Raw genomic sequence first — 26,628 nt, 5'->3', positions numbered from 1 at the left:
ACGGGTCTGCAAATCGTGAACCCGACGACCGGCTGAAACCTCAATGCCGTCATTCCTGTGCTCGTCACAGAAATCCAGGCCTCTTCCTGACACCATACGAAAAGGCCGCCGGATCGCTCCGGCAGCCTTTTGCATGTCATGTGCGCGGCGATTACTCCGCTGCATCGCCCGTCATGTCCGCCAGCATCGGGTTTGCCGTCTCGGCACCCGACGTTTTACGGCGCTCTTCAAGGATCAGGTCGTCGCGCGAGGACGCGATACGACGGATCTGGCTCATCTGGCCACCGGTTCCGGCGGGGATGAGGCGACCGACGATGACGTTCTCCTTCAGACCCTGCAGCGTGTCCATCTTGCCGGCAACCGCAGCCTCGGTGAGGACGCGGGTCGTCTCCTGGAACGAGGCGGCCGAGATGAAAGACGGCGTTTGCAGCGAGGCTTTGGTGATGCCGAGCAGCACGGGCTCGCCGGCAGCCGGCTTCTTGCCTTCCTCGATCAGGCGATCGTTGATCTCGTCGAGTTCGATCGAGTCGACGTGATCGCCGGGGATGTACTGCGAGTCGCCCTGCTCCGTGATCTCGACCTTTTGCAGCATCTGGCGAACGATCACCTCGATGTGCTTGTCATTGATCACGACGCCCTGCAACCGGTAGACTTCCTGGATTTCGTTCACGAGATAGGAAGCCAAAGCCTCCACGCCCCTGATCGCCAGGATGTCGTGCGGAGCCGGGTTGCCGTCGAGGATGTAGTCGCCCTTCTCGATGCTGTCGCCTTCCTGAAGATGGAACGGCTTGCCCTTCGGGATCAGATACTCGACCGGCTCGACTTGCTCGTCATGCGGTTCGATGACGATGCGACGCTTGTTCTTGTAGTCGCGACCGAACTTCACCGTTCCGTCGATTTCCGCGATGATGGCGTGGTCCTTCGGACGGCGCGCCTCGAAGAGCTCGGCAACACGCGGCAGACCGCCGGTGATGTCCTTCGTCTTGGCGCTTTCCATCGGAACACGGGCAATCACGTCGCCCGGCTGAACCGTTGCGTCCGGCTCGACCGAGAGAATCGCCTCGACCGACAGCAGGAAGCGTGCATCGCCGCCCTTCGACAGCTTCAGCACCTTGCCCTTTTCGTCCATCACGGTGATGGCCGGCTTCAGATCGGTGCCGCGCGGGGTCGAGCGCCAGTCGATGACCTCACGCTTGGTGATGCCCGTGGACTCGTCGGCAGTTTCCTGAACCGAGATACCGTCGACCAAATCTTCGAAGACGACCTTGCCGCCGACTTCGGTCAGGACCGGACGCGTGTACGGGTCCCACTCGGCGATACGCTGGCCGCGCTTCACCGCATCGCCCTCGTCAACGAAGATGCGCGAGCCGTAGGTCACACGGTGAACCGCGCGCTCCTTGCCCGCCTCGTCGGCGATGACGACCGCCATGTTGCGGCCCATGACGACGAGATGGCCGTCCGAGTTGCGCACCACGTTGCGGTTGCGGATCTTGACCGTGCCTTCATAGGACGCTTCGAGGAACGACGAGTCCACCACCTGCGCGGTACCGCCCATGTGGAAGGTACGCATGGTGAGCTGCGTGCCCGGCTCGCCGATCGACTGCGCCGCGATGACGCCAACGGCCTCGCCCTGGTTGACGGGCGTGCCGCGTGCGAGATCGCGTCCGTAGCAGACTGCGCAAACACCGGTACGCACGTCACAGGTCAGAGCCGAGCGAATGCGCACGGACTGGATGCCCGCCTTTTCGACGGCATCCACGTCGCGTTCATCGATCAGCGTTCCCGCCTTGACGATCACGTCGCCCGAAACCGGGTGCACGATATCGTCGAGCGAGGTGCGACCGAGAATACGCTGGCCGAGCGAGGCCACGACCTGTCCCGCATCCACGATCGGCTGCATGGTCAGGCCCTTCTCGGTGCCGCAATCGACTGCATTGACGATGCAGTCCTGCGCCACGTCGACAAGACGACGCGTCAGATAGCCCGAGTTTGCCGTCTTCAAGGCGGTGTCGGCCAGCCCCTTGCGGGCACCGTGGGTGGAGTTGAAGTACTCCAGAACGGTCAGGCCTTCCTTGAAGTTGGAGATGATCGGCGTCTCGATGATCTCGCCCGAAGGCTTGGCCATCAAGCCACGCATGCCGGCAAGCTGACGCATCTGCGTCGGCGAACCACGCGCACCCGAATGCGACATCATGTAGATCGAGTTCATCGGCTTTTGCCGCTTGTCGTCGCCGAACTCGACCGCCTTGATGCGGCCCATCATCTCGTCGGCGACCTTTTCCGAGCACTTCGCCCAGGCGTCGACGACCTTGTTGTACTTCTCGCCCTGCGTGATCAGGCCGTCATTGTACTGCTGCTCGTATTCCTTCGCGAGCGCTTCCGTGTCGGCCACCAGCTTTGCCTTGGTGTCCGGGATGACCATGTCGTCCTTGCCGAACGAGATGCCGGCCATGCAGGCACGGGCGAAGCCGAGCGCCATGATGCGGTCGCAGAAGATCACCGTCTCCTTCTGGCCGCAGTGGCGGTAGACCGTGTCGATCATCTTGGAGATGTTCTTCTTGGTCATCTCCTGGTTGCAGATCTCGAACGGCACATTGACGTTCTTCGGCAGGAGTTCGCCGATCAGCATGCGGCCAGGCGTCGTATCGTAGATTTTCGAGACGGGCTTACCCTCGGCATCGACCGTCTTGAAGCGACCCTTGATCTTGGCGTGGAGCGTCACGGCCTTGGTCTCGAGCGCGTGCTGGAGTTCGCCCATGTCGGCGAACACCATGCCCTCACCCGGCTCGTTGTCGTTGACGATCGACAAATAGTAGAGACCCAACACCATGTCCTGCGACGGCACGATGATCGGTGCGCCGGACGCGGGATGGAGGATATTGTTGGTCGACATCATCAGGACGCGCGCTTCCAACTGCGCTTCCAGCGACAGCGGAACGTGAACGGCCATCTGGTCGCCGTCGAAATCGGCATTGAAGGCCGTGCAGACCAGCGGGTGAAGCTGGATCGCCTTGCCTTCGATCAGGATGGGCTCGAACGCCTGAATGCCCAGACGGTGCAGCGTCGGCGCGCGATTCAGGAGAACCGGGTGCTCGCGGATGACCTCGTCCAGGATGTCCCAGACTTCCGGACGCTCCTTCTCGACGAGCTTCTTCGCCTGCTTGACGGTCGAGGAGTAACCCTTTGCGTCGAGGCGGGCGTAGATGAAGGGCTTGAAGAGTTCGAGCGCCATCTTCTTCGGCAGGCCGCACTGGTGCAGCTTGAGCTCGGGACCCGTCACGATGACCGAACGGCCCGAATAGTCGACGCGCTTGCCGAGCAGGTTCTGGCGGAACCGGCCCTGCTTACCCTTGAGCATGTCGGACAGCGACTTCAGCGGACGCTTGTTGGCGCCCGTGATGACGCGGCCGCGACGACCGTTGTCGAACAGGGCGTCGACCGCTTCCTGAAGCATGCGCTTCTCGTTGCGGATGATGATGCCCGGCGCGCGCAGTTCGATCAGCCGCTTCAAACGGTTGTTGCGGTTGATGACGCGGCGGTAGAGATCGTTCAGGTCGGACGTGGCGAACCGGCCGCCGTCGAGCGGCACCAGCGGACGCAGGTCCGGCGGGATGACCGGGACGATCTTCATGATCATCCACTCGGGACGGTTGCCCGATTCCATGAAGTTCTCGACAACCTTGAGCCGCTTCAGAAGCTTTTTCTGCTTCAGCTCGGACGTCGTGGTGGCGAGTTCGGCACGCAGATCGCCCGCGATCTTCTCGAGGTCCATGCCAGCGAGAAGGTCATGGATGGCTTCCGCGCCGATCATGGCGGTAAAGGAATCCTCGCCATATTCGTCGACAGCCAACATGTAGTCTTCCTCGCTGAGAAGCTGGTGCTCCTTCAGCGCAGTCAGGCCCGGCTCGGTGACGATGTAGTTCTCGAAGTACAGGACGCGCTCGATGTCCTTCAGCGTCATGTCGAGAAGGGTGCCGATGCGGCTCGGCAGCGACTTCAGGAACCAGATATGCGCGACGGGAGCGGCAAGCTCGATGTGGCCCATGCGCTCACGGCGCACGCGCGACAGCGTGACCTCGACGCCGCACTTCTCGCAGATGACGCCCTTGTACTTCATGCGCTTGTACTTGCCGCACAGGCATTCGTAGTCCTTGATCGGGCCAAAGATGCGCGCACAGAACAGACCGTCACGCTCGGGCTTGAACGTGCGGTAATTGATGGTTTCCGGCTTTTTGATCTCGCCGTACGACCAGGAGAGAATCTTGTCCGGGCTGGCCAGCGAAATCCGGATGGAATCGAAATTCTGGGCCGGCGCCTGAGGGTTGAAAAGATTCATGACCTCTTGGTTCATGCCGTTCTCCTTACGGGACCCTTGGTCCCTTTCCTGGACGGACGCGACGCTGGGGCTTCGTCGCGCGTCTGAATTCTAGCGGACATTCGCCGGACGGTTCCGGCCGGACGGGCGCCGCACGGATGCGGCGCCCTGCCCTTCTTTTACTCTGCGGCGTCCGGGAGCTGCTGCTGCTCCTGGTCGGCCTGCGTGTTTTCGAGCTCCACATTGAGGCCGAGCGAGCGCATTTCCTTGACGAGAACGTTGAAGCTCTCCGGAATGCCGGCTTCGAACGTATCGTCTCCACGCACGATGGCCTCGTAGACCTTGGTACGGCCGGCAACGTCGTCCGACTTCACCGTCAGCATCTCCTGCAGCGTGTAGGCCGCGCCGTATGCTTCCAGAGCCCAGACCTCCATCTCGCCGAAGCGCTGGCCACCGAACTGCGCCTTGCCGCCCAGCGGCTGCTGGGTGACGAGCGAGTAGGGTCCGATCGAACGCGCGTGGATCTTGTCGTCCACGAGGTGGTGAAGCTTGAGCATATAGATATAGCCCATCGTCACCTTACGATCGAACGGTTCGCCCGTGCGTCCGTCATAGACGGTCGACTGACCGCTCGTATGAAGACCCGCCTGCGTCAAAAGTTCGTTGATGTCGGCCTCGTTCGCACCGTCGAAGACCGGCGTCGCGATGGTGACACCGTGCTTCATCTGGTCGGCCAGACGCAGGACCGAATCGTCGTCGTAATCGCGGACCGGCTCGTTGCGGTCATTGGCCGGAATGATGTCCTCGATCGTGGCGCGCAGCGGCTTGATGTTGCCATCCGCGTTGTATGCCTCGATGAGTTCACCGATCTTGCGGCCCATGCCCGCACAGGCCCAACCAAGATGCGTTTCGAGAATCTGCCCGACATTCATGCGCGACGGCACGCCCAACGGATTGAGCACGATATCGGCATGGGTGCCGTCCTCGAGGAACGGCATGTCTTCTGCAGGCAGAATCCGCGACACGACACCCTTGTTGCCGTGACGGCCGGCCATCTTGTCGCCGGGCTGCATCTTGCGCTTAACGGCAACGAAGACCTTGACCATCTTCATGACGCCGGGCGGCATCTCGTCGCCGCGCTGCACCTTCTCGACCTTGTCCATGAAGCGCTGCTCGAGCGCCTTCTTGGAATCGTCGTACTGGCCGCGAAGCGCCTCGAGTTCACCCTGAAGCTTCTCGTCGCCGAGAGCGAACTGCCACCACTGCGAACGCGGGTAGTCGGTCAGCGTTTCACGGCTGAGCGCGCCGCCCTTCTTGAAGCCCTTCGGACCGGCGATGACTTCCTGGCCTTCCAGAAGGTCGGCCAGACGCGAATAGACGTTGCGGTCGAGGATCGCCTGTTCGTCGTCGCGGTCCTTCGCCAGACGCTCGATCTCCTCGCGCTCGATCGCCATCGCGCGCTCGTCCTTCTCAACGCCGTGGCGATTGAAGACGCGCACTTCGACGACCGTGCCGTAGGCGCCGGGCGGCATGCGCATGGACGTGTCGCGCACGTCGGACGCCTTCTCACCGAAGATGGCGCGCAAGAGTTTTTCCTCCGGCGTCATCGGGCTTTCGCCCTTCGGCGTGATCTTGCCGACGAGAATGTCGCCCGGCTGCACTTCCGCGCCGATATACGTGATGCCGGCTTCGTCGAGGTTCTTCAGCGCCTCTTCCGAAACGTTCGGAATGTCGCGCGTGATTTCTTCCGGCCCGAGCTTCGTATCGCGCGCCATGACCTCGAACTCCTCGATATGGATCGAGGTGAAGATGTCGTCGGCGACGATGCGCTCGGACAGGAGGATCGAATCCTCGTAGTTGTAGCCGTTCCACGGCATGAACGCGACGAGCACGTTGCGGCCAAGCGCCAGATCGCCGAGATCGGTCGACGGACCGTCGGCAAGGATGTCGCCCTTGTTCACCGGATCACCGACCTTCACCAGCGGACGCTGGTTGATGCAGGTGTTCTGGTTCGAACGCTGGAACTTCATCAGACGGTAGATATCGACGCCGGACTTGCCCGGATCGAGGTCTTCCGTCGCGCGGATGACGATACGCGTCGCGTCCACCTGATCGACGATACCGCCACGGCGCGCGCCGATGGCGGCGCCCGAGTCACGGGCGACGATCGGCTCCATGCCGGTGCCGACGAACGGCGCTTCGGCACGCACCAGCGGCACGGCCTGACGCTGCATGTTCGAGCCCATCAGAGCGCGGTTGGCGTCGTCGTTCTCGAGGAACGGGATGAGCGCCGCGGCGACCGAAACGAGCTGCTTCGGCGACACGTCCATCAGATCCACGTTCTCGCGCGGCGCCATCATCACTTCGCCGGCATGGCGGCAGATCACGAATTCTTCCGTGAACTGGCCATTGGCGTCGAGTTCGGCGTTCGCCTGGGCGACGTAGTGCTTGGCCTCTTCCATCGCCGAGAGATAGACGACGTCGTGGCTGACCTTGCCGTCGATGATCTTGCGGTACGGGCTCTCGATGAAACCGTATTTGTTCACACGGGCAAAGGTCGCGAGCGAGTTGATCAGGCCGATATTCGGGCCTTCCGGCGTCTCGATCGGGCAGATGCGGCCATAATGCGTCGGATGAACGTCGCGGACTTCGAAGCCAGCGCGCTCACGCGTCAGACCGCCAGGTCCAAGCGCCGAAAGACGGCGCTTATGCGTGATTTCCGACAGCGGGTTCGTCTGATCCATGAACTGCGAAAGCTGCGAGGAACCGAAGAACTCGCGCACGGCGGCAGCCGCCGGCTTGGCGTTGATCAGGTCCTGCGGCATGACCGTGTCGATCTCGATCGACGACATGCGCTCCTTGATGGCACGCTCCATACGGAGCAGGCCGACGCGGTACTGGTTCTCCATGAGTTCGCCGACCGAACGCACGCGGCGGTTGCCGAGATTGTCGATGTCGTCGATCTCACCCTTACCGTCGCGCAGTTCGACGAGCGTCTTTACCACGGCCAGAATGTCGTCCTTGCGCAGAACGCGCACGGTGTCCTCGGCGTCGAGCTCCAGACGCATGTTCATCTTGACGCGGCCGACGGCCGAAAGGTCGTAGCGCTCCGCGTCGAAGAACAGCGAATTGAACATCGCCTCGGCGGTGTCGATTGTCGGCGGCTCGCCCGGACGCATCACGCGGTAGATGTCGAACAGCGCGTCCTGACGGCTCTCGTTCTTGTCGACCGCGAGTGTGTTGCGGATGTAGGCACCGACATTGACGTGATCGATGTCGAGAACGCTGATCTCGTCATGGCCGAGCTTCAAAAGCTCGATCAGATTGCCCTTGCGCTCGCCCGACTTGGCGTCGACCGTCAGTTCCAGCTCGTCGCCGGCCTCAAGATAGATCTCGCCCGTCTCCGGGTTGACGATATCCTCGGCAAGATAGTTGCCGACGAGGTCGTCTTCCGTCGCCTTGAGATACTTCAGGCCCTTTTCCGTAAGCTGTTTGGCCTGACGCGCGGTGATCTTCTTGCCGGCCTCGACCACGACTTCGCCGGTGTCGGCGTCGACGAGATCGGTCACGGCCTTCATGCCGCGGAAACGCTCGGCCGAGAACGGGATACGCCAATGGTCGCCGGCGTTCTCGAATGTGATCTTGTTATAGAAGGTCGAAAGGATTTCCTCGCCGTCCATGCCGAGCGCCATCAGGAGCGACGTCGCCGGAATTTTGCGGCGGCGGTCGATGCGCGCATGCACGACGTCCTTGGAATCGAACTCGATATCGAGCCACGAACCACGGTAAGGAATGACGCGCGCGGCGAAAAGCAGCTTGCCCGACGAATGCGACTTGCCCTTGTCGTGGTCGAAGAAAACGCCCGGCGAACGGTGCATCTGGGAGACGATGACGCGCTCGGTGCCGTTGACGATGAAGGTGCCGTTCGATGTCATCAGGGGCATGTCGCCCATGTAGACGTCCTGCTCCTTGATGTCCTTGACCGACTTCGAGCCCGTATCCTCGTCGATATCGAACACGATCAGACGCAAAGTGACCTTGAGCGGCGCTGCGAAGGTCAGATCGCGCTGCCGGCACTCGTCCACATCGAACTTGGGCGCCTCGAACTCATACTTGACGAATTCCAGCATCGCCGTTCCGGCGAAATCCTGGATCGGGAACACGGACTTGAAAACCGCCTGCAGTCCTTCATCGAGACGACCGCCCTTCGGCTCCGTCACCATGAGGAACTGATCATAGGATGCCTTTTGAACCTCGATCAGGTTCGGCATCTCCGCAACTTCCGGAATGTTTCCGAAGAATTTGCGTACGCGCCTGCGACCATTGAACGTCTGGGTCTGGGCCATCGTCGCTCCTTGCTGCCTTTTGGCTAACTTTGCCAATCATCCGCCGCGCACAAACGCGGCCTAACCGTCAAAACGGGCAAAAACCCGTTTCCTGAAAGCCGTTTCCGGCCCACAGGAAAGAGGTTTTTCACATCCGCTTTTCCCAGTGGGACCAGCGGGCGACAAAAGCCGCCCGCCGAAAACCCAAAGGGCTTACTTGAGCTCGACCTTGGCGCCGGCCTTCTCGAGCTGTTCCTTGACCTTGCCGGCCTCGTCCTTCGACACGCCTTCCTTGACGGGCTTCGGAGCGCCTTCGACGAGGTCCTTGGCTTCCTTGAGGCCGAGACCCGTGATCGCACGGACTTCCTTGATGACGTTGATCTTGTTGGCACCGGCGTCGGTAAGAACAACGTCGAACTCGGTCTTCTCTTCCTCGGCGGCAGCGGCACCACCGGCAGCGCCACCGGCAGCAGCGACTGCAACCGGAGCGGCGGCGGAAACGCCCCACTTCTCTTCGAGCATCTTCGAAAGCTCAGCCGCCTCGAGGACGGTCAGGCTCGACAGGTCTTCAACGATCTTTGCGAGATCAGCCATTTTTTCAGTTCCTTATGAAAGTTCGAATGTGTGTTGGTATTTTGACAGCGAAGAACAGCCTTAGGCGTTCTCGTCCTTCCGGGCGTAGGCGCCGAACACGCGAGCGAGCTGAGCCGCTGGTGCGTTGACGACCTGTGCAATCCGGCTTGCGGGGGTCTGAACCATTCCGACAATCTTGGCCCGGAGCTCGTCGAGCGACGGAAGCGAGGCAAGAGCCTTCACCTTGTCGGCGTCGAGCGCGGTCTCGCCCATGGCTCCGCCGATGATGACAAGCTTGTCATTCGTCTTGGCGAAGTCGGACGCGACCTTGGGGGCCACAACCGGATCGTCCGAATACGCGATCAGGGTCTGTCCCTTGAACAGAACCTGAATGTCTTCGGACGGCGTACCCTGAAGAGCGATCTTGGCAAGACGGTTCTTCGCGACCTTTACCGTGCCGCCCGCTTCGCGCATCTTGGAACGAAGATCGTTCATCTGCGCGACGGTGAGCCCGGCGTAGTGGGCCACAACGACTGAACCCGTGCTTGCAAACACATCGTTCAGGCCTGTGACGAATTCGCGCTTTTCCGCTCTTTCCACTGCCTATCTCCATCTGACAGCCATCTTGCGACGACTGTCGGGTTGCCTTTGCCGCACGGGCTTCCTTTGATAAGGATCGCCCGAACGACGTTCGAGGATCCTGCCCCCTTTTCTCCAGACCGGCGACGCCGGCTTGTCAGACAAAAGGCACACACGGTTCGAACCTTCCTCGTGGGTCGAAACCCACCAAAAAGCCTCTCACCCGTCTCATGCAGACCCTTGCGAATTAAGGTCCATCCTTGGAAGGACCGCCTGCAATCTCGGACAGGATTTCCGGAGATTTCTCCCCGGATATCCGGGCCCCGTGAGGCCCGGAATTCTTTAGAACCCGCTTTGGTTAAGCTGCGGGTGCCGTCACGGACGACGGGTCGAGCTTGACGCCCGGGCCCATGGTCGAGGACAGCGCGACCTTCTTGACGTAGTTGCCCTTGGCACCCGTCGGCTTGGCCTTGATCACCGCATCGGCGAACGCGCGCACATTCTCTTCCAGCGCCTTGGATTCGAACGATGCCTTGCCGACGCCGGCGTGAACGATACCGGCCTTTTCAACGCGGAACTCGACGGCACCGCCCTTGGAAGCCTTGACGGCTGCGGCGACGTCCGGCGTCACCGTGCCGACCTTCGGGTTCGGCATCATACCGCGCGGGCCGAGCACCTTGCCCAGACGGCCGACAAGCGGCATCATGTCGGGGGTCGCGATGCAGCGGTCGAAATCGATCTCGCCCTTCTGGACGGTCTCGACCAGGTCTTCCGCGCCGACGATGTCGGCACCGGCAGCCTTGGCTTCCTCGGCCTTATCGCCGCGTGCGAAGACGGCGACGCGAACGTCGCGGCCCGTGCCGTTCGGCAGGTTGACGACGCCGCGAACCATCTGGTCGGCGTGGCGCGGGTCGACGCCGAGATTCATCGCGATCTCGATCGTCTCGTCGAACTTGGCGGTCGCACGGTCCTTCAGGAGAGCGATAGCCTCCGACAGATCGTACTGCTTGTCGACATTGATGCCTTCACGCGCCTTGGTGATACGCTTTGCTGCTTTCGTCGCCATGATCAGCCCACCACTTCCAGGCCCATGGAACGGGCGGAGCCCTCGACCATGCGCATTGCAGCCTCAACGTCGTTGGCGTTGAGATCCTTCATCTTGGCTTCGGCGATCTCGCGAACCTTGTCGCGCGAAATCTTGCCGGCCACCGACTTGCCCGGCTCCTTGGAGCCTGACTTCAGGTTGATGGCCTTCTTCAGGAAGTAGGACACCGGGGGTGTCTTCATCGAGAAGGTGAAGGACTTGTCCTGATAATAGGTGATCACGACGGGGATGGGCGAACCCTTCTCCATCTCCTGGCTCTGCGCGTTGAACGCCTTGCAGAATTCCATGATGTTGATGCCGCGCTGACCAAGCGCAGGACCGATCGGGGGCGACGGCGTCGCGGACCCGGCGGGAACCTGAAGCTTGAGCTGGCCTGCAATCTTCTTAGCCATAACTCGTCTGCCTTCGTTTTCCAATTACCGGCGATGCCGGCGGTTCTTGCAGATTGGTGGTTCGGATCTCGACAACCGGCCAGGCCGCCTCACCTTCCACCTGCGACGAGCCGCATCGGCGGCCCGGCTCCGATCAGACCTTTTCGACCTGACCGAATTCGAGATCGACGGGCACGGCGCGCCCGAAGATCGAAACTTCCACCTTGAGGCGCGAACGCTCCTCTTCGACTTCCTGCACCGTTCCATTGAACGAGGCGAACGGGCCGTCCGAAACGCGAACGGCTTCGCCGATCTCGAAGGTGACGGAAGGCTTCGGGCGCTCGACGCCTTCCTGCACCTGATGCAGGATGCGGTTCGCCTCGGCTTCCGAAATCGGCACCGGCTTTGCCGTCGTGCGGTCTTCGCCGAGGAAGCCCGTCACGCGCGGGGTGTTCTTCACCAAGCTGATGACGGCATCCGTAAGGTTCGCCTTCATCAGCACGTAGCCGGGGAAGAACTTGCGCTCGGCATCGACCTTCTTGCCGCGACGGATCTCGACGACCTTCTCGGTCGGAACGACGATCTGCTCGATCTTGTCCGACAGGCCTTTTTGCTTGGCCTTGTGCTCGATATCCTCGGCGACCTTCTTCTCGAAATTCGAGTAAGCGTGGACGATGTACCACCGCGCAGTCATTCTAATGGCTCTCCGTATTGGCAGGTTAGCGAGCGATCCCGAGGATCAGTTCGATACCCCACGCCATGATCTGGTCGGCGACGAAGAAGAAGATTGCGGCAATAAACGCAAACACCAGAACCATGATCGTCGAGATCAGGGTCTCGCGCCGCGTCGGCCATGTCACCTTGGACGTCTCGGTCCGCACCTGCTGGAGGAAGGTGAATGGATTGGTTGTCTTGGACGCCATATGCCGCTCATTTTCTTTTGCGGACCGGCGCGCGGAACACGTCCCGGCACCGTCCCATTATATCGAACGATCCAGCCGCCGCCCCCGTGCGTCAGCCAAATCTCGGAACCGCGAAACGAATCGATGAAAGTGCTTCGTCCATGCAATTCAGGCGCGTAAAGCCGTTTTCCGGCTCCACGCACCGCGTGTTCGTCGGGCGTAAATAGAGGCGATTGCCAGACGATGCAAGCGCTTTGTTACAGAATGTATGAGGAAACTGGCAGGGGCAGCAGGGCTTGAACCCGCGACCTGCGGTTTTGGAGACCGCCGCTCTACCAACTGAGCTATACCCCTTCAGGTGGGTGGCTTCTCCCACAAGTGCCGGCGCATTTCAAGCGCCGGATGCCTTTCGAAGCGCATTTTCCGCAGGGCGATTCGGGCAACGCAACGTCATCCGACCCCAAAGCCAAAACGAAAACGGGTGCCGCCAAGCTGCCGAAAGAACGAACACCGCCTCTCGTCATGCTCGGGCTTGTCCCGGGAATCTGCCGTGTTGTCGATTGCGCGCCATGTTTGCAAATCCTCGGCACACAAGGCCGAGGATGAGGGCTAAGGGTAAAGCGAAGCTTTTCAAAAAATAACGGGCGACCCGAAGGCCGCCCGTCTTGTCTGCTGAGTCGCTTGAAGCAATTATTCCGTGATGCTTGCGACGATGCCGGCGCCGACGGTGCGGCCGCCTTCGCGGATGGCGAAGCGCAGCTTTTCTTCCATCGCGATCGGAACGATCAGTTCCACGTCGACCGTGATGTTGTCGCCCGGCATCACCATTTCCGTGCCTTCCGGCAGCGTCACGATGCCCGTCACGTCCGTCGTGCGGAAGTAGAACTGCGGACGGTAGTTCGTGAAGAACGGCGTGTGACGGCCACCCTCTTCCTTCGTCAGGATGTAGGCTTCGGCCACGAACTTCTTGTGCGGCTTCACCGAACCCGGCTTGCACAGAACCTGACCGCGCTCGACGCCTTCACGGTCCACACCGCGGATCAGCGCACCGATATTGTCGCCCGCCTGGCCCTGGTCGAGCAGCTTGCGGAACATCTCGACGCCCGTCACCGTCGTCTTCTTGGTGTCGCGGATGCCGACGATCTCGACTTCCTCGCCGACCTTGACGATGCCGCGCTCGACGCGGCCGGTCACCACCGTGCCACGGCCCGAGATCGAGAACACGTCCTCGATCGGCATCAGGAACGGCTGGTCGATCGGACGCTCCGGCGTCGGGATGTAGGCGTCGACCTCGGCCATCAGCTTGCGGATCGCGTCTTCGCCGATCGCGTTGTTGGAATCTTCCAGAGCCGCCAGCGCCGAACCCTTGACGATCGGAATGTCGTCGCCCGGGAAGTCGTACATCGACAGAAGCTCGCGCACTTCCAGTTCGACCAGTTCGAGCAGTTCCTCGTCGTCGACCTGGTCGACCTTGTTCAGGAACACCACCACAGCCGGAACGCCAACCTGGCGGGCGAGCAGGATGTGCTCGCGGGTCTGCGGCATCGGGCCGTCAGCGGCCGAACACACCAGGATCGCGCCGTCCATCTGCGCCGCACCGGTGATCATGTTCTTCACATAGTCGGCGTGGCCGGGGCAGTCGACATGCGCGTAGTGACGGTTTTCCGTCTCGTATTCCACATGCGCCGTCGAGATCGTGATGCCGCGTGCCTTCTCTTCCGGCGCCGCGTCGATCTGGTCATACGCGCGGAACTCACCGAAGTACTTCGTGATCGCAGCCGTCAGCGACGTCTTGCCATGGTCAACATGGCCAATCGTGCCAATGTTCACATGCGGCTTGTTACGCTCAAATTTACCCTTCGCCATAGTCAGTCTTCCCTTGGGCGCCTTGTATGCGGTTCGGTTAAAAGATGCGGGGCGATTAGCGAGTGCGGGGCAAAAACACAAGAGTTTTGTTGCCCGGCGATCGCAGCGGCGGACGGCCGCGCCCCATCGGATTGCGTTCACATAGGATCAGTTGCTGCCTTGCGCCAGAATATCTTCGGCGAGCGCGATGGCCGTGCGCCTGTCGGCCTCGGGGGCCAGCGCAAAGGCTTCTTCCTGCATGTTGCGAATCCATGCCTGATCGGCGGGCGACGCGCGATGAAGCGCGGCCGTCATCATCGCCAGACCACGCACAACCCTGCCGCTGCGGAACAAAAGGTCGCCAAGCGTCGCTTCGGCGCCGGCATGTCCCTTCTCGGCCGCAAGCTGGAGCCAGCGCGCAGCCTGCTGAACATTGGCCTTGAAGCCTTCACCGCCCAGGAACATGCGGCCGATCTCGTATTGCGCGTCGGGATGACGATAGCTCGCCGCCGCGCGCATGTAATATTCCTGCGCGGCCATCGGATTGGCGGCAACCGGCGAGCCGGGGATGCCGCGCCGCAGATAGCCGGCGAGCGCGACCAGCGCATCGGCGACATAAGAGTCGTCCGGGCCGCCGGGCTCGACTTCCTGCTGTACGATTTCCTGATAGAAACGGAACGCTTCGTAATCGTTCTGCGTAACCCCGTCGCCCTGCGCATACATGGTCGCCAGTTTCCAGCGCGCGCCGATCTGGCCGTTCTCGGCGGCGTAGCGATATGCCTCGACGGCTTCGTCCTTGTCGCCGGCCTTATAGGCGGAAAACCCGAAGCGGAAGACCGCCCAAGGGCTGCGTTTCTCACCGCTGTCGGCCTGCGCCACCTGTTCGTCCAGCGCATGGGCGAACGACACGCAAGCGAGCATGCTGCCCGCGACGGAGAAAACGACCAGCCCTGCCCTGACGAAATCAGATATCCGCATAGCAATGCGTTTCCTTGGCCCCGCCGGGATGCGTGACCGCGCCGTTCAGCGCCGGTCCCACGGTCTGGGCATATTTCCAGATCGCGCCCGACTGATAGTCGGTCGTGCGCGGTTTCCACGCCTTGCGGCGCTCTTCGAGTTCGTCATCGGACAGGTCGACCGAGAGCGTGCCCGCGGTGGCGTCGATGGTGATCACGTCGCCGTCGCGCAGCAGGCCGATCGGGCCTCCCAAGGCCGCCTCCGGCCCGACATGGCCGATACAGAAACCGCGCGTCGCGCCGGAAAAGCGACCATCCGTGATGAGCGCGACCTTGTCGCCCATGCCCTGACCGTAGAGCGCGGCCGTGGTCGACAACATCTCGCGCATGCCCGGCCCGCCTTTCGGCCCTTCGTAGCGGATGACCAGCACCTCGCCCTCGCGATAGACGCGATCATTCACCGCCGCGAAGCACTCTTCTTCCGAATCGAAGCATCGCGCAGGCCCGGTGAATTTGAGATCGGTCATGCCAGCCACCTTCACGATCGCTCCTTCAGGCGCCAGATTGCCCTTGAGGCCGACGACGCCGCCGGTGACCGTGATCGGACGGTTCGCCGGGCGCACGACGTCCTGCTCGTCGTTCCAGGACACATGCTCCATGTTTTCGGCAACAGTACGGCCGGTCACCGTCATGCAGTCGCCATGGAGGTAGCCGTGCTCCAGCATGGTCTTCATCAGAAGCGGAATTCCACCTGCCTCGAACATGTCCTTGGCGACATATTTTCCGCCCGGCTTCAGATCGGCGATATAAGGCGTCTTCTCGAAGATGCGCGCGACGTCGAACAGGTCGAACGCGATGCCCGCCTCATGCGCGATGGCGGGCAGATGCAGCGCGCCGTTCGTGGAACCGCCCGTCGCCGAAACGACGGCGGCGGCGTTCTCCAGAGCCTTGAGCGTGACGATATCGCGTGGACGGATGTTCTTTGCGATCAGTTCCATGATCTTTTCGCCGGAGGCGTAATTGAAACGATCGCGCATTTCGTACGGTGCCGGCGCGCCGCAGGAATAGGGCAGCGCCAGACCGATCGCCTCGGCGACGGTCGCCATCGTGTTGGCCGTGAATTGCGCGCCGCAGGAACCCGCCGATGGACATGCCGCCTGCTCGACCTCGAGCAAATCCTCGTCCGAAATCGCGCCGACCGAATGCTGGCCGACAGCCTCGAACACATCCTGAACCGTGATCTGCCGCCCGTGCCATGTGCCCGGCAGGATCGAACCGCCGTAAATGAAGATCGACGGCACGTTGAGCCGCACCATCGCCATCATCATTCCCGGCAGGGACTTGTCGCAGCCGGCCAGCCCCACCAGCGCGTCATAGCAATGGCCGCGCATGGTCAGTTCGACACTGTCGGCGATCACGTCACGCGAGACGAGCGACGCCTTCATGCCCTGATGGCCCATCGCGATGCCGTCAGTGACGGTGATGGTGCAGAATTCACGGGGTGTTCCGTTGGCGGAGGCCACGCCCTTCTTGACCACCTGCGCCTGCCGCATCAGCGAAATGTTGCAGGGAGCGGCCTCGTTCCAACAGGAGGCGACGCCGACGAGCGGCTGGGCGATCTCGCCGGCCGACAGGCCCATTGCATAAAGATAGGAGCGATGCGGCGCGCGCGCCGGACCCACGGTGACGTGGCGGCTGGGCAGGTTCGCCTTGGAAATCGCTTTGACGTCCATCTTCATCCTGGCAGCCGGGCGGCCGCTTTGAATTCCGTCCGCCGAGCCGAAACCCGACTGGACAGAACTGAGGCATTCGACCTGCGCCCGGTTTATGGCCGGAAATAGGCGCAGCCCCATCACCCACTTCTATAGCGCGATGGAGTTGAAAGAGTGTTGCGCCAAAAACACAAATCGCGCCCGGAAGGGCGCGATTTCACTCGATAACGATTCATTAGCGACGTTTGTCGCTACTCGCCGTGCTGCGCCCGCTCCTTGGCCGCCAAATGCTCGGGGGTCTCTTCGTCCTCTTTCTCCTTGATCAGCACCGACAGCAGAACCGAGCCGAGGATAAGCACTGCGACGACGCCGAGCGACAGTTCGGACGGCAGCTTGTACCAGTGCTGGATGATCATCTTGGCGCCGACGAAGATCAGCACCAGCGACAAGCCGTGCTTCAGGAAGCGGAACTCGCGCATCATGCCCGACAGAACGAAGAACAGCGCGCGAAGGCCGAGGATCGCGAACACGTTCGACGAGAAGACGATGAACGGATCGTTCGAGATCGCCAGCACGGCGGGGATCGAATCCACTGCGAAGACGAGATCGGTCACCTCGACCGTGACGAGCACGAGAAATAGCGGCGTCATGTAGAGAAGGCCGTTGCGCCGGACGAGGAATTTCGAGCCCTCGTAATTATCGGTAACGCGCCCAGTGGATCGCAACCACTTGACGACGCGGCTGTTGCCCGGGTCGGCCATGTCGCCGTCCGACATCATCATCTTGTAGCCGGAGACGAGCAGGACGACGCCCAGTATCGCGCCGATCCACCAGAACTGGTCGACGAGATGCACGCCAGGCACGATCAGCGACAGGCGCATGACGATCGCGCCCACGATGCCGTAGAACAACACCCGGTACTGCGCTTCCGCCGGAACCTTGAAATAGGCGAAGATCAGGGCGATGACGAAGATGTTGTCGAGGGAAAGCGCCTGCTCGACCAGATAGCCGGTCAGGAACTCGGAGCCACGCTGGCGGCCCTCGAAATAGAAGATCGACGCCGCGAAGAACATCGCCAGCGAAACATAGCCGCCCACCGTAAGAAGCGCTTCGCGGGTGGTGATTACCCGGTCCTTGCGATGAAGAACGAACAGGTCGAAGAAAAGGATCAAGGCGACGAACGCCAGGAACCCGGGCCAGAGCCAGTCATGGTCAAACATGGTTTTGATGTGTGGTAGCGCGGCGTCTGCGCAGCGTCGATCGGTCCGACATCGCAGGCGACGCCTCGCCTGCCAGAGGGGCCCGGCCCGTGTGACTGCGACAAAATGCGCCTGCGCGCGTGCGATTGCAAGATGGTGAGACGGCGAAACGCACACAATCCGTTACGCCGGGCCAAACTTGCGGCATCTTCCATGAAAAACGGACGCGGATATCCGCGCCCGTTCCATATTTCCAGTAACCAGCCGAAGCTGCGTGAGCTACCAGTTGATACGATAACCCAGCGAAACGCCCGTCGCCCAGTCGCTGCCGACAGCCTGGTTCTCGGGGTGCAGCGGTGCATCGACCGAAGCCAGATAGCTGACGCCGAGACCGGCACGCAGTTCGCCGCCGAACGTGTCGCGCAGCGAAGCGCCAAGGCTCAACGTCCAGCTATCTCCGATGAGGTCCCATCCCGTTGCAACGCCGCGATCATACGTAATGCTCGCAAGGCCGCTCACCTGTTCGTTGAACGCATGACCGACGCCGCCCGTCACGGTCCAGCCGTCGCGCCAGTTGTAGATGTCGGCAGTGGTCGCCAGCGGGGTTTGAACGATCAGGGCTTCCTGCACGCTCCAATCCGTCCACTTTACCGAACCAAAGGCCAGCCAGCCCGGCGCGATGCCGCTCTGGAGCTTCAGTTCGACGCTTTGCGGCAGATTGCCGAAGCCGAGCGCGGGTGCGGCCTGCGGCCCGAACGGCGTCTGCACGGTGAACGTGCCGTCCGCCCCGTAGGACGTCGCCGAGCGATACAGCAATTGGCCGCGCAGCGCGATCTCCGGAACATCGTAGCCGATACCGACGCGATAGCCTTGATCGGTACCTTCGAGTGTCAGGCCCGCATTAAGGACCCCTGGCGCACCGGGAATAAGCAGCGCCGTCGGCACGATCTGCGTGCGCGAGTAATCGAACTTTTCATGGAAGACACCGCCAAGCAGATAAAGCTGCCCAGGACCTGCATCGAAACGAACCGCACAGGTCAGCGCGAATTCTTCGACATCGAACTGCTCGGTAAGCTTACCAGGCGTCGTGCGCCCTTCATAATTCACGTCCGCGCCGTAAGGCTGCGCGTAAGTGCCAGCGCAACCCAGCGCGTCGAATGGCTGAAACTTCATTGCCAGCGATGGAACAACGTAGCTTTCCGTATACCGCTTGCCGACCAGCGCCGGGTCGTTGTGGCGCGTGAAGCGACGCTGCGGGTTCACGATCGTCAGGCCCGAGCGCATCGTGAAATTGCCGGGCTCGTAAAGGATGTCAGTGTCCGCGTTGCCGCGCGAAAAGCCGCCGGCCTGTGCAGCGGTGAGCGACGTTGCCAGCATGGTGCCTGCCAGCAGAATCTTGATGAAACCTGTCATGATCTGGGTAACCCTCCCCGAAAAATATTCCCGACGAACAATGCATGAGCCGGCGGCAAAGGGGAAGAAGACGTAAGCGTCAATCGACGCGGAAAGACGCATCCGATTCAATGCGATGACGACAAAGCGCGCCTACGTTGTTAGCCGCTTCGATTTAGAGCCAAGTAAAAACAAGGAGTTCCGCCGAGCGTCACTTCTATGCCACATTGCCCGAAAATGCGCTCGATGAAGGGAACCATTCAGGCAAAGACCTGCGCGCCACCCGCAAGACTGTGGGTGGCGCGCGAATCGCTGGTTCAGCCGGCCTCGCGCACGCGGGCGAGAGCCACTTTCAGTTTGGCGCGCGCATCCTGGAACTCGGCAAGTTTCTCGCGTTCGGCAGTAACGATTTCGTCCGGCGCGTTGGCGACGAACTTGTCGTTGGAAAGCTTCTTTTCGATGCGCTGCGTCTCCCCGTCGAGCTTGGCGATTTCCTTCGCCAGCCGTGCCGCCTCGGCTTGCAGGTCGATCAGGTCGCCAAGCGGAAGGCATACCGTCGCCTCGCCGATGACGATCTGCGCCGCGCCCTTCGGCGCTTCAGCCGCAAAGCCGATATCGCCGACGCGCGCCAGACGCCGGATCGCCGGCTCATGACGGCCAAGACGCTCGCGCGTAACCGCGTTGCCGCCGACGACAACGAGAGGCGCGATCGCGGCAGGGGGCACGTTCATTTCCGAACGTACAGAGCGGATGCCGGACACGATGTCGATCAGCCAGTTGATCTCGGCCGCGGCGTCCGCATCGTCGAAATCGGGCGTCGGCCAGTCGGCATGGCAGAGCAGCGTCTCGCGCGTTGCCGTATGCGCCCACAGCTCTTCCGTCATGTAGGGCATGAAGGGATGCAGCAGCTTGTAGGTCTGCGACAGGACGTAAGCCGCGACCTTCTGGCTTTCGGCCTTGGCTGCCTCGTCCTCGCCCATGAAGACAGGCTTCAGGAGTTCCAGATACCAGTCGCAGACCTGATTCCACACGAAGCGATAGGCAGAAGCCGAAGCCTCGTTGAAGCGGTACGAGGTGATCCCCTCCGTCACGGCGTCCGTGGCGCGGGTAAGCTCGGTCAGTATCCAGCGGTTGACGGTCAGCTTCGCATCTTCCGGCGCAAAATCCGGATCGAGCATGGCACCGTTCATTTCGGCGAACCGCGTGGCGTTCCAAAGCTTGGTGCCGAAGTTGCGGTAGCCGGCGACGCGCGCCGGATCGAGCTTCACGTCACGCCCCTGCGCGGCCATGATCGCCAGCGTGAAACGCAGCGCGTCCGCGCCATATTCATCGATCAGATCGAGCGGATCGATGACGTTGCCTTTTGACTTCGACATCTTCGCGCCGTTCTTGTCGCGGACGAGCGCGTGAACGTAGACGGTGTGGAACGGCTCTTCCTTCATGAAGTGAAGTCCCATCATCATCATCCTGGCAACCCAGAAGAAAATGATGTCGAAGCCGGTCACCAGAACGTCTGTCTGGTAGTAGGTCTTGAGCTCCGGCGTCTTGTCGGGCCAGCCGAGCGTCGAGAACGGCCAGAGCGCCGAGGAGAACCATGTGTCGAGCACGTCCTCGTCGCGGCTGAGGATGTCGCCTGGCTGGTAATTCTCCAGCTTCTCCTCGACCCATGCCTTCCATGGCCCCTCGTGAGCGATGTAGTGCTGGACAGCCGCCTCGAGCGCCAGTTCCTCGTCCTTTTCCACGAAGATGGTGCCGTCCGGCCCATACCAGGCGGGAATCTGGTGGCCCCACCAGAGCTGGCGCGAGATCGTCCAGGGCTGGATATTCTCCATCCACTCGAAATAGGTCTTTTCCCAGTTCTTCGGCACGAAATTGGTGCGCCCCTCGCGCACCGATGCAATCGCCGGCTTGGCGAGCGTCGCGGCGTCCGCGAACCACTGATCGGTCAGCATCGGCTCGATGACGACGCCAGAACGGTCGCCGAAAGGCTGCGTGATCTTCTTGTTATCGACCAGCGGAACGGCATTGCCATCCGCATCCGTCGTCATCACCGCCAGACCTTCAGCGTTGATCTGCGCAACGATACGCTCGCGCGCCTCGTAGCGATCAAGCCCGCGATATTCGTCCGGCACGAGGTTGATCTCGTCCACCGTCGCTTCATCGGGCAGTTTCCCGGATTTCACGATCTGCGCGGCCTGCGCGGCGCAGGTGGCATAATCCTCTCCATCGGAGCGCATCGCGGCCGACAGGTTCATGAGCCGGTAGAGCGGGATGTGATTGCGTTTGGCGACCTGATAGTCGTTGAAATCGTGCGCGCCCGTGATCTTCACCGCACCGGAGCCGAATTGCGGGTCCGGATACTCGTCGGTGATGATCGGGATCAGGCGCCGGTGTTCCTTCGGTCCGACCGGAATCTCGCACAATTTGCCGACGATCGACGCGTAGCGTTCGTCCGACGGATGAACCGCCACCGCACCGTCGCCCAGCATCGTCTCGGGCCGCGTCGTGGCGATGGAAATGTAATCGCGCGTCTCGCGCAACGTGACATTCCCGTCGGCGTCCTTCTCGACATATTCGTAGGTCTCGCCGCCGGCCAGCGGATACTTGAAATGCCACATATGGCCGTCGACGTCGCGGTTCTCCACTTCCAGATCGGAGATCGCCGTTTCGAATTTCGGGTCCCAGTTGACGAGCCGCTTACCCCGATAGATCAGGCCTTCATTGTAGAGCGTGACAAACACTTCGATGACGGCCTTCGACAGCCCCTCATCCATGGTGAAACGTTCGCGCGACCAGTCGCAGGATGCGCCAAGGCGCTTCAGTTGGTGGATGATCGAGCCGCCGGACTGCTCCTTCCACGACCAGACGCGGTTGATGAAATCCTCGCGATCCATGTCTCGGCGTGAAAGTCCGCTCTCGGCAAGCTGGCGCTCGACCACCATTTGCGTAGCGATGCCGGCATGATCCATGCCCGGCTGCCACAGCACGTTCTTGCCGCGCATCCGCTCGAAACGGACGAGAATGTCCTGCAACGTGTTGTTGAGCGCATGCCCCATATGGAGCGAGCCGGTTACGTTCGGCGGCGGAATGACGATGGTGAAGGCGTCCGCTCCGGGCTTCGAACCGGCGCCTGCCCGGAACGCATCCTCATCCTCCCAGCTTCTGGCGATCTTCGGCTCGACGGCTTTGGCGTCGTAGGTCTTTTCAAGCATGGGGATTTGTCCGCTCATTCAGGCGTTGCGTGCGGACGGTAAACCGGAAGGGCCTTGCCAAGTCAACTGTGCGACGGGTTCTCGGCGCCAACCCGAAAGAAAGCCTCTTATCGCGATCCGCCTCGGGCGACGCGCTCGATTTCCTCACGCACAAGGCGCTCAACCAGCGTGGGAAGATTGTCGTCCAGCCAGTCCTGCAGCATCGGCCGCAGCATTTCCTCGGCCATTTCATCAAAGCTCTTGCGCCGGTTTGCAGCAAAAGCATCGGAAAGTTCGCCGAAAGCGGCGGCGACCTGCCGACCCGTGGCTTCCGAAACGATCGGCGTATTCTGGGCAGCCTCTTGCGAACCAGCCGCCGGAGGGTCAAAGGACGGGGCATCCCGCAGATCGTCCAGTCCCTGATCCAGTACGGCCTGCAATTCCTCGAAATCGGCGGCGAAATCGTCCGGCAATGCGAAATGATCGTCGTCCGACAGAGCGGCATGCAAATCCTGCGCGTCCAAATCCGGGACAGGATCGTCAGCCGAACGGCTTTCCAACTCGTCAGCCGAAGCCGGTCGACGGAAGGAAACGACGTCCGAATTGGCAGGCTCCAGAATCGGCGCGTCCGCTTCGTCGGCTTCTATGTCCCCATGGCGCTCGAACGGTGCCGGCTTCTTGCCCGTATCGCTGTCCTCGATGATCCGGCGGATCGATGCGAGGATTTCCTCCATTGAGGGTTCACGCTGTGCGGAAGACGCTTGTGCCATTGGTGTGCCCCGTGCCTTTCGGCTGAACCGACACCGCCCTGAACCAGGGCGGCGAATCACCAACAGATTAGCGGGAAGCCCCGGCAGATAGAATCCCCCGGGGCTTCGGCGTCTCGCTTTACACAGCTTTGATTCTTAAAGATTTACCGACCGTCGGGCGTGCGGGTGCCGTGCCATTTGTTCTTCACGGCGTCGTAGTGCTCTTCCGGACGGTGGAGCGTGACGCCCAGTCCGAGATTGCTCGCCGTCAGACGTCCCGTCGCCGACAGGATCGCGTAGCTTGCAACGACGACATCGCGCTCGGCGCTGGCCTGATTGATCTGCGCCGCGATCACGTCGGCCTGCGCGTTGAGCACGTCCAGCGTAGTGCGCTGCCCGACATTGCGCTCTTCCGTCACGCCGTTCAGCGCAAGCTGCGCGGCGGAAACGAGCTGGCGGTTCGCCGTCGTGGCTTCGATCGCGGCGACATATTGCGTCCAGGCAGAGGTTACCGCCTGACGGACCAGATCGCGCGTGACATCGACCTCAATGCGTGCCTGGCCGAGCTCTTCCTTCGACAGACGAACCTGGCCGGACGCCCGACCTCCCTGATAGATCGGAACCGTCAGGTTGATGCCGACACTTGCGGCCGTCGTGTCCGAGTACCCCGGAACGATGCCGGCGACTCCGGGCAAATTGCTGTCCGTGTAGGAAGCGCTCACACCGGCCTCGGCCGTAACGGTCGGCAAAAGAGCGCCTTCCGCCGCCTTGACGACGAAGTCCGCGGCATCGACCAGATGCTGCGTGGCAAGGATGGCCGGATGCTGCGACGCAGCGATGGTGTAGGCCGCGTCGATGCCGCCCGGCAGGAGATTGGCAAGCGGTCTTGCCGCCGAAAGCGAGTTCGGATCCTCACCGACGAGTTGGCGATAGTTCGCTGCGCTGACCTGCGCCTGGGCGCGTGCGGCGGCCAGCAAAGCGATGGCGGATGCCCGGCTCGCGTCAGCCTGGGCGACATCGGTTCGCGTGCCCTCACCCACTTCGAAGCGCGAATTGGCCGCCCGCACCTGCTCTCCGAGAAAATCGAGATTGCGTTCGCGGAAAACCGCGATCTGCCGGTCGCGGATCACATCCATATAGGCGGCGGCCGCATTGAAAAGGATGTCCTGTTCGGTGTTCGTCAGGCTTTGCCGCGAAGCGCGGACACGCGCCTCGGCCGCGTTGACGTTGTTGGACGTTTGAAAACCGTCGAACAGCGATTGCTGGATCGAAACGCCGAATTGCCCGGCCTGCAGTTCTCCACCGGGCCTTCGCTCATGGCTCAGAGCCCCGGCTGCCCCGATCGTCGGCCGCCATCCCGACTTCGCAATCGGCACCGTCTCATTGGTGACGCGAACGCCCGCTCGGGCTGAATTCAGGCTCGCATTGTTCTCATATGCCTTGGCCAGCGCCCCCAGAATCGTCTCGGCATGAACCGGGGCAGAAACAAAGACGACCGACGACGCAATCGCAGCGGAGAGAAGAGAAAGACGATATGGGAACACGCAGTGACCACCCTTTTGAAATCCGCGACCATCCGAAACGAGTGCCTCAGCGCGCGAAACTGCGACAGCGATATCCGATTCGAACGGCCTCACAAGCCACAGACGCGTGACCATAGCCGAAATTAATGTGCCGTAGGTTGCAGATAGGTAACAGGGCGCCGATCAAAAATGGAACGTCGGAGGAAGGTGAAACGCCGCCAATGGCTTGATGGCGCAGTTAAAGCCGCGCCGTGCGGCGACCATACCGTTTTCCTTGAGGAAGAGCATCGCCTTGCCCGTATTGCCCTGGCCGACGACCGCGACCAGACGGCCGCCCTCTTTCAATTGCTCGAACAACTGTTCCGGCATCTCCTCGACAGCGCCTTCGACGACGATCACGTCGAACGGTGCCTCGCTTTTATATCCGGCCTCCAGCGGCCCTTCCACGACCGCAACGTTGTTGGCACCGAGCCGGCCAAGCGTTTGCGCGGCGGCGGCGGCAAGATCCGCGTCGCTTTCCAGCGCGATGACCGAGCTTGCAAGCTTCGACAGGACCGCTGCCGAATACCCTGTGCCCGAGCCGACATCGAGAACGACGTCGTCCTTGCGAATTTCGGCGAGTTGAAGAAGCTTGCCGAAGGGGGATGGCTCCATGAGATACCGCGCCGGCGTACCATCGCGTGCGGGGGCGATCTCGATATCCTCATCGATATAGGCAAGCGGCTTGCGATTGGCCGGAACGAAGTCTTCGCGCGGCACGGCGATCATCGCGTCGAGAATGGGAACGTTTGTCACGTCGGTCGTGCGCAACTGGCCATCGACCATCTTCAATCGCTGCGCCGCATAATCGAAAGTCATGTGCCCTGCCCGCGCTGTTCCTGCCGCGTCGGTCGCAACATCGCCTGCCCGACACGCTGTGATGTCAGCAAGACGCGCGGTGGAGGCCTCGCCCGGAATCGAACCGGGGTGCAAGGATTTGCAGTCCTCTGCGTAACCACTCCGCCACGAGGCCATCCAGGGCGTCGTGCCCTGCCCGCTCATTAGGTTGGGCCGGGCTCGCCTGTCAACAGCGCAGTTGCGCTTTGCCGCTGCCGTAAGGCGATAGGGATCAAATGTCCCGGCGCCGATCACGGCGACCGTTGCGGCTGCCCCACCACACGGTGCCCCGCCGGCGCCAGCGACGGATCATCGCGAATTCGTAGGACAGGACGAGCACGCCGAGCGGCAACATCCAGAAGCCGAGGATCGGCAGAAAGCCCAGCAACCCGCCGACAATGAGCAATATACCGACCGAAATGCGCAGCAAGCGCGACTGCGGCAGGGGAATCGCTTTTCCGAACAGGGTGATGCGCCGCCTGAAATCGGGCTCGTCCATAAATGCATCCTTGGGCGTGACGCCTTCCATGGCCCCTCATCTAGGATCGATTGAGGCCGTTTCGGGGCTAACCCTTGATTTGCACTCACAAAGTTCCGCATCGTAACGCCGCCAGCGGCCATTTCCATTCCCTTTTCATGGAAATTCGCTCGCGATGTGCTTTGCAAACACGAAAACTGTTTGCTATAGCCACGCTCGTTCGCACGAGCATCGTTCCCCGGTAGCTCAGTGGTAGAGCAACCGGCTGTTAACCGGTTGGTCGCTGGTTCGAATCCGGCCCGGGGAGCCATCCGCCTTGATGTACGACCCGGAGACATGGGTAACAGAATGTACCTAAGACATGGGTGACAACCTCGTGCCGAACGGGTTGTCGATGGTCTGCAAGGTCTTCTGTTCCAGGTCGATATATCCCAGATCATAGTGCATGAAGCTGACGAGCCAAATGCCGTCGTCAACTTCCTTGATTCCGAGCCTTTGACCGGCGAGCACGGTTGAGACGTTGATCTTCTTTCTGTG

Annotated in this window: 18 protein-coding genes, 3 tRNA genes and 1 pseudogene; 1 reads left to right on the top strand and 21 read right to left on the bottom strand. The window is 61.6% G+C overall.

What is annotated here, in order from left to right; translation table 11 throughout:
* Positions 1-151: 151 nt before the first annotated feature.
* The 20 genes from rpoC to GTW25_RS04205 all read right to left on the bottom strand — a co-directional run bounded on the left by rpoC (position 152) and on the right by GTW25_RS04205 (position 26,142).
* On the bottom strand, positions 152-4,351 hold the full coding sequence (rpoC, locus tag GTW25_RS04300) for a DNA-directed RNA polymerase subunit beta' (RefSeq protein ID WP_252910741.1): 4,200 nt from the start codon (positions 4,349-4,351) through the stop codon (positions 152-154).
* Positions 4,352-4,494: 143 nt separating this feature from the next.
* Entirely contained in the window at positions 4,495-8,661 is a 4,167-nt protein-coding gene (gene rpoB, locus GTW25_RS04295; protein ID WP_252910740.1) for a DNA-directed RNA polymerase subunit beta, read from the bottom strand.
* A 192-nt stretch (positions 8,662-8,853) separates the two neighbouring features.
* Positions 8,854-9,234, bottom strand: a complete 381-nt coding sequence (rplL, locus tag GTW25_RS04290) for a 50S ribosomal protein L7/L12 (RefSeq protein ID WP_252910739.1) — start codon at positions 9,232-9,234, stop codon at positions 8,854-8,856.
* 60 nt (positions 9,235-9,294) lie between these two features.
* Positions 9,295-9,813 (bottom strand): 50S ribosomal protein L10, encoded by a 519-nt coding sequence (gene rplJ, locus GTW25_RS04285; RefSeq protein WP_252910738.1) that lies wholly within the window; start codon positions 9,811-9,813, stop codon positions 9,295-9,297.
* Positions 9,814-10,150: 337 nt separating this feature from the next.
* Positions 10,151-10,858: a 50S ribosomal protein L1 gene (gene rplA, locus GTW25_RS04280; RefSeq protein ID WP_252910736.1), complete on the bottom strand. Its 708-nt coding sequence runs from the start codon at positions 10,856-10,858 to the stop codon at positions 10,151-10,153.
* A 2-nt stretch (positions 10,859-10,860) separates the two neighbouring features.
* A complete protein-coding gene (rplK, locus tag GTW25_RS04275; protein WP_252910735.1) occupies positions 10,861-11,289 on the bottom strand; it encodes a 50S ribosomal protein L11 in 429 nt (142 codons plus the stop codon).
* Between the two features lie 133 nt (positions 11,290-11,422).
* Positions 11,423-11,962 carry a transcription termination/antitermination protein NusG gene (gene nusG, locus GTW25_RS04270; protein WP_252910734.1) on the bottom strand — a complete coding sequence of 180 codons (540 nt, stop codon included), beginning with the start codon at positions 11,960-11,962 and terminating at the stop codon, positions 11,423-11,425.
* Between the two features lie 25 nt (positions 11,963-11,987).
* Positions 11,988-12,191: a preprotein translocase subunit SecE gene (gene secE, locus GTW25_RS04265; protein WP_252910733.1), complete on the bottom strand. Its 204-nt coding sequence runs from the start codon at positions 12,189-12,191 to the stop codon at positions 11,988-11,990.
* 257 nt (positions 12,192-12,448) lie between these two features.
* Positions 12,449-12,524: transfer RNA gene (locus tag GTW25_RS04260), tRNA-Trp, on the bottom strand.
* 336 nt (positions 12,525-12,860) lie between these two features.
* Complete coding sequence (gene tuf / locus GTW25_RS04255; protein ID WP_252910731.1) at positions 12,861-14,036, bottom strand: elongation factor Tu; 1,176 nt, start codon at positions 14,034-14,036, stop codon at positions 12,861-12,863.
* A gap of 147 nt (positions 14,037-14,183) precedes the next feature.
* On the bottom strand, positions 14,184-14,993 hold the full coding sequence (locus GTW25_RS04250) for a tetratricopeptide repeat protein (protein ID WP_252910730.1): 810 nt from the start codon (positions 14,991-14,993) through the stop codon (positions 14,184-14,186).
* Positions 14,980-16,704, bottom strand: a complete 1,725-nt coding sequence (gene ilvD, locus GTW25_RS04245) for a dihydroxy-acid dehydratase (RefSeq protein WP_252910728.1) — start codon at positions 16,702-16,704, stop codon at positions 14,980-14,982. Before ilvD ends, GTW25_RS04250 begins: the two co-directional genes overlap by 14 nt.
* A 230-nt stretch (positions 16,705-16,934) precedes the next feature.
* Entirely contained in the window at positions 16,935-17,903 is a 969-nt protein-coding gene (locus GTW25_RS04240) for a TerC family protein (protein ID WP_252910726.1), read from the bottom strand.
* Between the two features lie 258 nt (positions 17,904-18,161).
* On the bottom strand, positions 18,162-19,295 hold the full coding sequence (locus GTW25_RS04235) for an OmpP1/FadL family transporter (RefSeq protein WP_252910725.1): 1,134 nt from the start codon (positions 19,293-19,295) through the stop codon (positions 18,162-18,164).
* A gap of 296 nt (positions 19,296-19,591) precedes the next feature.
* On the bottom strand, positions 19,592-22,486 hold the full coding sequence (locus GTW25_RS04230; RefSeq protein WP_252910723.1) for a valine--tRNA ligase: 2,895 nt from the start codon (positions 22,484-22,486) through the stop codon (positions 19,592-19,594).
* Positions 22,487-22,593: 107 nt separating this feature from the next.
* Positions 22,594-23,235 carry a PopZ family protein gene (locus GTW25_RS04225; RefSeq protein ID WP_252910721.1) on the bottom strand — a complete coding sequence of 214 codons (642 nt, stop codon included), beginning with the start codon at positions 23,233-23,235 and terminating at the stop codon, positions 22,594-22,596.
* Between the two features lie 143 nt (positions 23,236-23,378).
* Positions 23,379-24,758 (bottom strand): TolC family outer membrane protein, encoded by a 1,380-nt coding sequence (locus GTW25_RS04220; protein ID WP_252910720.1) that lies wholly within the window; start codon positions 24,756-24,758, stop codon positions 23,379-23,381.
* A 162-nt stretch (positions 24,759-24,920) separates the two neighbouring features.
* The gene (locus GTW25_RS04215; protein WP_252910718.1) at positions 24,921-25,595 is read right to left on the bottom strand and encodes a protein-L-isoaspartate O-methyltransferase family protein; all 675 of its coding nucleotides are present in this window, start codon (positions 25,593-25,595) and stop codon (positions 24,921-24,923) included.
* 80 nt (positions 25,596-25,675) lie between these two features.
* Positions 25,676-25,749: transfer RNA gene (locus tag GTW25_RS04210), tRNA-Cys, on the bottom strand.
* Between the two features lie 96 nt (positions 25,750-25,845).
* Complete coding sequence (locus GTW25_RS04205; protein WP_372493051.1) at positions 25,846-26,142, bottom strand: hypothetical protein; 297 nt, start codon at positions 26,140-26,142, stop codon at positions 25,846-25,848.
* A gap of 184 nt (positions 26,143-26,326) precedes the next feature.
* Here GTW25_RS04205 and GTW25_RS04200 point away from each other — a divergent pair.
* Positions 26,327-26,401: transfer RNA gene (locus GTW25_RS04200), tRNA-Asn, on the top strand.
* A gap of 44 nt (positions 26,402-26,445) precedes the next feature.
* Here GTW25_RS04200 and GTW25_RS04195 read toward each other — a convergent pair.
* Positions 26,446-26,628: pseudogene (locus GTW25_RS04195) on the bottom strand (transposase); the annotation flags it as partial.

This window comes from Aliihoeflea aestuarii, from assembly GCF_024105665.1.
Classification (GTDB): domain Bacteria; phylum Pseudomonadota; class Alphaproteobacteria; order Rhizobiales; family Rhizobiaceae; genus Aliihoeflea; species Aliihoeflea aestuarii.
This window is presented reverse-complemented; position numbering and strand designations above follow the sequence as displayed.